This is a genomic window from Pseudochelatococcus sp. (assembly GCF_050946405.1).
In the GTDB taxonomy this organism is placed as follows: domain Bacteria; phylum Pseudomonadota; class Alphaproteobacteria; order Rhizobiales; family Beijerinckiaceae; genus Pseudochelatococcus.
In genome coordinates, this window is record NZ_JBMNUS010000009.1 from 186,437 (window position 1) to 192,436 (window position 6,000).

A 6,000-nucleotide genomic window follows, 5' to 3' on the forward strand; every position below is an offset into this window, starting at 1 on the left:
GCGCCGCCGGCTGCCGCCCGGCGAGGAAAAGTGCGCCGGAACGCGCGCAAGGTAGACTTCCAATTCTCGAACAAAAGTATAATTTATGTCGACAGCGCTTTTGTTTGATCAGAGGATTCAGCCTTGACCGTTGAAGAGATTCGTGCCGTTCCCGAGCGCAGGCGTGGCTCGGGCGTGAAGCTGGTTTATGACATGCTCCGCGATGAAATTCTCGGTCTCGAGTTGCCGCCGGGCAGCCCGATCGACGAAGTGCAACTGGCCGAGAAATTCGGCATGTCCCGCACGCCCATCCGCGAGGCGCTGGTGCGTCTGGCAGGCGAGGGGCTGGTGGAGACGCTGCCAAATCGCTCGACCATGGTGTCGAACATCGATTTCCTCAACCTGCATACCTTCTTCGACGCCATCACGCTCATGTATCGCGTCACCACGCGCCTCGCCGCCCGAAACCACCAGCCGGAGGATCTGGCCCGGATACGGGCGCTCGCGCAGGAATTCGCGGCGGCGGTGGAGGCCAAGGATGCGCTGGGCATGATCGCGACCAACCGGGATTTCCACGCCGCCGTCGCCGAGGCCGGGCGCAATCCCTACTTCACCAGCCTTTGCCTGCGCCTGCTCGATGAAGGGCGGCGCATCCTGCGCCTCTATTACCAGTCCTATGACGATCAACTGCCCCGCCAGTACGTCGAGGAGCACGAGCAGATGGTCGGCGCGATCGCCGCTCGCGACGTCGAACTGGCCGACCGGATCGCGAAGCAGCACGCGGATCAGATCGTGCGGCAGATCCAGCAACTTTTCGCCCGGGATGAAAGGCAGGACATCACGCTCTGATCGCCGCGCAAAATCTTGTCGACAACTAATATGCAAATGGCTAGTGTAGGCGTCGGAGGTCGAGCAGGCGCCCGGACGGCGCTGGCGATCTGTCTAATAAGAAAGGCAAAGAGGAGTTCGTGATGAAAGCCCCGATTTTCACAGGCGTCATTCCCGCATTGATGACCCCGGTCAGGGAGGACCGCACCCCCGACTTCGACGCGCTGGTGCGCAAGGCGGAGGCGCTGATCGGCCAGGGGATGTCGGCCGTCGTCTATTGCGGTTCCATGGGAGACTGGCCGTTGCTGACGGATGCCCAGCGGCAGGAAGGCGTGGCGCGGCTCGTCAAGGCGGGCATTCCGGTCATCGTCGGCACCGGTGCGATCAATACCGCATCCGCGGTGTCTCACGCGGCGCATGCGCAGGAGGTCGGCGCACAGGGGCTCATGGTCATTCCGCGCGTCCTGTCGCGCGGTTCGTCGCCGGCGGCACAGAAGGCGCATTTCAAGGCAATTCTTTCCGCGGCCCCCAACCTGCCCGCGATCATCTACAACAGCCCCTATTACGGGTTCGCCACGCGCGCCGATCTCTTCTTCGCCCTGCGCGCCGAGCACCCGAATCTCGTCGGTTTCAAGGAATTCGGCGGCGCCGCCGACATGCGCTATGCGGCGGAATACATCACCAGCGGCGACGACGACATCTCGCTGATGATCGGCGTCGATACGACGGTCGTCCACGGCTTCGTCAATTGCGGCGCCACGGGCGCGATCACCGGCATCGGCAATGTGCTGCCGAAGGAGATCATCCATCTGTGCAAGCTGTCGCAGGCGGCGGCCGCGGGCGATGCCGACGCCCGCCAGCGCGCGCAGGAGCTGGAGCAGGCGCTCGCGGTCCTGTCCTCCTTCGACGAAGGGCCGGATCTGGTTCTCTATTTCAAGCACATGCTGGTGCTGAAGGGCTACCCCGAATACACCCTGCACTTCAATGAGACGGACGCCCTGTCGGCGAGCCAGCGCGGCTATGTGGAGACGCAGCTCAAGCTGTTCGATGCCTGGTATGCGGAGTGGAGCAAGCTGCCGGGCGCCGTCCAGACCTGCAAGGGCTGAATCCGCCGGCTGAACCCGACGCCTTTGCCGGCGTCGGGCTCTCCGGGAGCGGGTTCATGGCGAGGCCGGGCGTTCAGTCCACGGCGTCCAGCCCGAACTCCAGCAGCCGGTCGAGTTGCGCCATTTCGTCGGCTGTCAGGGGAATGCCTTCCGCCTCCGAGCGGGCGCGCGCGGCAAAGCGGCGCTGCGACGGCAGGCGGGCGCCCTGATCCAGGATGGCCTCGAACAGGTGTTCTGCCCGTTCGAGCGGGTCTCCGGCGCGTCCGGCCGCGAAACGCGCGGGGTCGAAGGCAAGCACCAGCTCGCCATGACGGGGGGAAAGCGTGGTGAGGCCGATGTAGTCGAGCGCTTCGGGGCTTGTCAGATCGCCGATCATCACGCCCGCGAGCAGCTCGATCATGGTGCTGATGGCGGAGCCCTTGTGTCCGCCGAAAGGCAGCATGGCTCCGGCGAGGGCGGCTTCGGGGTCGGTGGTCGGCTGCCCGTCGCGGTCGATCGCCCAGCCTTCCGGGACAGGCTTTCCGGCCCTGCGGTGCAGCTCGATCTCGCCGCGGGCGGTGACGGAGGTGGCGAAGTCGAAGACGTAGGGCGGTTGCCCCTTGCGCGGCCAGCCGAAGGCCAGCGGATTGGTGCCGAACAGGGGCCGGCTGCCGCCCGCCGGCGCCACGGTCGCGTAGCTCGGGCACATGACGAGCGCCGCAAGGCCCTGTTCCGTCAGCGCTTCCGCTTCGTGCCAGAGTGCGGAAAAATGCGTGCAGTCGTTGATGACCAGCGCACCGAGGCCGTTGGCCCGCGCGCGCCTCACCAGATGCGGCAGCCCGGCTTCGAAGGCCGGGTTGGCGAACCCGCCGCCGGCGTCCACGCGCACGATCGGCTCTCCTTCTTCCGACGCCAGCCGGGGAATGGCGTCCGCCGTGACCTTTCCGGCCTTCAGCGTCCGCAGGCAGCCTTCTATGCGATAGATACCATGGGACTTGCATGCATCGCGCTCGCCCGCGACAATGACACGCGCGATTGCGCCCGACTGGGCGGCGTTCAGTCCCGCCTTGTGAAAAATGGCTTCCACGCGTTCAAACAGGACGTCGATCGGCAGGATGGTCATCGGTTTCACTTTCGCTCCCTTTTTGGCCGCCTCCAGCATGCAGGTGGGGCAGGCGACATAAAAACGTGTATTGACCGCACACGTGTAGCATACATAAAATATACATGCTTGGGACAAAGGCCAGCCCGCATTGTTTCGGCCCTGCTCATGACAGGAAATTCCGACAAGGAGAATCATATGGGCTTCACTCCTACAGGCAAGCATCTCATTGCCGGCGAATGGCTTGACGGTTCCGGCACTTTCGCATCCTCTCCGGCGCATGGGCCGGCACACGCGTTTGCCATCGGCACGCCGGAGCTGGTCGGGCGCGCCTGCGAGGCCGCCGAGGATGCCTTCCGGAGCTACGGCTATTCGACGCGCGCAGAGCGCGCGGCTTTCCTGCGCGCCATTGCCGACGAGATCGAGGCGCGCGCCGCCGCCGTCACCGAGATCGGCAGTCAGGAAACCGGGCTGCCCGAGGGACGGCTGGAGGGCGAGCGCGGGCGCACCACCGGCCAGCTTCGTCTTTTTGCCGATCATGTCGAGAAGGGCGACTATCTCGATCGCCGTGTCGATCCGGCCTTGCCGGACCGCAAGCCGGCGCCGCGGCCGGAGATTCGTCTGCTCCAGCGTCCGGTCGGTCCGGTCGCGGTTTTCGGCGCGTCGAATTTTCCGCTCGCCTTTTCCACGGCCGGCGGCGACACGGCCGCCGCTCTGGCCGCGGGTTGCCCCGTGGTCGTGAAGGGCCATTCGGCTCATCCTGGCACGGGCGAGATCATCGCCCAGGCCATCGACGCCGCAATCCGCAAGACGGGCGTGCCCGCCGGCGTCTTCTCGCTGATTCAGGGCGGCGACCGCGAGGTCGGGCAGGCGCTGGTGCGGCATCCGCTCATCAAGGCGGTGGGCTTCACGGGTTCGCTGGCCGGCGGGCGGGCGCTCTTCGATCTGTGCGCGCAGCGGCCGGAGCCGATTCCGTTCTTCGGCGAACTGGGCTCGGTGAACCCCATGTTCCTGCTGCCGCAGGCGCTGCGAAACAGGGCGGAGGCGCTCGGTCAGGGTTGGGCGGCGTCGCTGTCGCTGGGGGCGGGCCAGTTCTGCACCAATCCGGGCATCGCGGTGGTGATCGCGGGAGAGGGCGCGGATCGCTTCGTCAGCGCGACGAAAGAAGCGCTCTCCGCCGTCGGGCCACAGGTGATGCTGACCGACGGAATTGCCGAGGCTTATCATGCGGGACAGGCGCGATTCGTCGCCCGCAATGCGGTGAAGCCGTTGCTGGTGACGGAGTCGGCGGGCCGCACGGTTCTTCCGAACCTGTTCGAGACCACCGGCGAGCGGTTCCTCGCCGATCACGCGCTCGGCGAGGAAGTCTTCGGTCCTCTCGGCCTTGTGGTCCGGGTCGGTTCGTCCGACGAGGCGGAGCAACTCGCCCGCGGTCTCGAAGGCCAGCTCACGGCGACGATCCATCTCGACGAGGGCGATCTGGAAACGGCTCGCGGTCTGACGCGCGTGCTCGAACGGAAAGCGGGCAGGGTGCTTGTCAACGGTTTTCCCACCGGCGTCGAGGTGGTCGACTCGATGGTGCACGGCGGTCCCTATCCGGCTTCCACCAACTTCGGCGCGACATCGGTAGGCACGCTGTCGATTCGCCGTTTCCTGCGCCCGGTGGCGTACCAGAACCTGCCGGCGGAACTCCTGCCGGAAGACCTGCGCATCTGAGGGACGGCGGATCGTCCCCGGCACCGGCCGTTCTCGATGAAAGGAGCAGAAAACTTCCGACGATCTTGCATACAATTTGTATATTTTATTTGCTTCGTGCGGCCCGGCAGGGAATAGTCGGTGCCGTCTGCCAATCAAAAACGACACTCACAGAGGGGTGAATGATGAAGATGAAGCTTTCCGTACTCGGCCTTGCGGCCGCCATCGCGATGACCGCTCCGGCGCAGGCCGACAAGCTGGATGACATCATTTCCTCGGGCGTTCTTCGTTGCGCTGTTGTGCTCGATTTTCCGCCCATGGGCTCGCGTGATGCATCCAACAACCCGATCGGCTTCGATGTCGATTACTGCAACGATCTGGCGGCCGCTCTCGGCGTCAAGGCGGAGATCGTCGAGACGCCGTTTCCCGAGCGTATTCCGGCGCTGATGTCGGGCCGCGTCGACGTGGGCGTCGCCTCCACGTCCGACACGCTGGAGCGCGCCAAGACCGTGGGCATGTCGATCCCGTATTTTGCCTTCGAGATGGCGGTCACGGCCAACGACAAATCGGGCATCAAGTCCTTCGAGGAACTGAAGGGCAAGACGGTGGGCGCCACGGCGGGCACCTATGAGGCGATCGCGCTGGAGGCGCAGGTGAAGGCGTGGGGCGCGGGCATCTTCCGGCCCTACCAGACGCAGGCCGACGTGTTCCTGGCGGTGAGCCAGGGCCATCTCGACGCCACCGTCTCGACCTCGACGGTTGCGCAGGCCAACGTGAAGTCCGGCAACTTCCCCGGCATGTCCGTCGTCGGCACGGCGCCGTTCGATATCGACTACGTTGCGCTCTTTACCCTGCGCGATGAATACGGCCTGCTCAACTACCTGAACCTGTTCGTGAACCAGCAGGTTCGCACCGGGCGCTACGCCGCGCTTTACGAAAAGTGGATCGGCGGTGACGTGCCGGATCTGACCGTCAACGGCGTTTACCGCTAACCCGCAATCCGTGGGCGGCGGGGGTGACATCCGCCGCCGCCTCACCTGATCGCACCGTGAGGCGGTAATGCTGAACTATTCATTTCGCTGGAATCAGGCGCTCAATGCCTTACCCCAGCTTCTGGACGGCGCTCTGGTAACCTTGCAGATCTCCGTCCTGTCGATGGCCATAGGCATTGCCTGCGCCATTGCACTGACAGGGTTTCGCAGGTCGGGCAACCGTGTTCTGGTCGGTTTCGCGCTTGCGTGGGTGGAGATTGCCCGCAACACGCCCGCCTTGTTCCAGATCTATATGGCGCATTTCGGGCTGGGCAATTTC

General features: G+C 65.0%; 6 protein-coding genes. 5 read left to right on the forward strand and 1 reads right to left on the reverse strand.

What is annotated here, in order from left to right:
* The first annotated feature begins 123 nt into the window (after positions 1-123).
* Positions 124-828: a GntR family transcriptional regulator gene (locus tag ACOYJQ_RS14565; protein WP_433459362.1), complete on the forward strand. Its 705-nt coding sequence runs from the start codon at positions 124-126 to the stop codon at positions 826-828.
* A gap of 122 nt (positions 829-950) precedes the next feature.
* Positions 951-1,913, forward strand: coding sequence for a dihydrodipicolinate synthase family protein (locus ACOYJQ_RS14570; RefSeq protein WP_433459363.1), 963 nt, complete (start codon positions 951-953; stop codon positions 1,911-1,913).
* A gap of 73 nt (positions 1,914-1,986) precedes the next feature.
* Here ACOYJQ_RS14570 and ACOYJQ_RS14575 read toward each other — a convergent pair whose 3' ends face one another.
* Positions 1,987-3,015: an Ldh family oxidoreductase gene (locus tag ACOYJQ_RS14575; RefSeq protein ID WP_433459379.1), complete on the reverse strand. Its 1,029-nt coding sequence runs from the start codon at positions 3,013-3,015 to the stop codon at positions 1,987-1,989.
* A 177-nt stretch (positions 3,016-3,192) separates the two neighbouring features.
* Between ACOYJQ_RS14575 and ACOYJQ_RS14580 the strand changes: the two genes are divergently transcribed.
* From ACOYJQ_RS14580 to ACOYJQ_RS14590, 3 genes are all read left to right on the forward strand, one after another.
* Entirely contained in the window at positions 3,193-4,710 is a 1,518-nt protein-coding gene (locus ACOYJQ_RS14580; protein ID WP_433459364.1) for an aldehyde dehydrogenase (NADP(+)), read from the forward strand.
* A 170-nt stretch (positions 4,711-4,880) separates the two neighbouring features.
* Entirely contained in the window at positions 4,881-5,681 is an 801-nt protein-coding gene (locus ACOYJQ_RS14585) for a transporter substrate-binding domain-containing protein (protein ID WP_433459365.1), read from the forward strand.
* 67 nt (positions 5,682-5,748) lie between these two features.
* A partial coding sequence (locus ACOYJQ_RS14590) for an ABC transporter permease subunit (protein ID WP_433459366.1) occupies positions 5,749-6,000 on the forward strand: 252 nt, incomplete at its 3' end.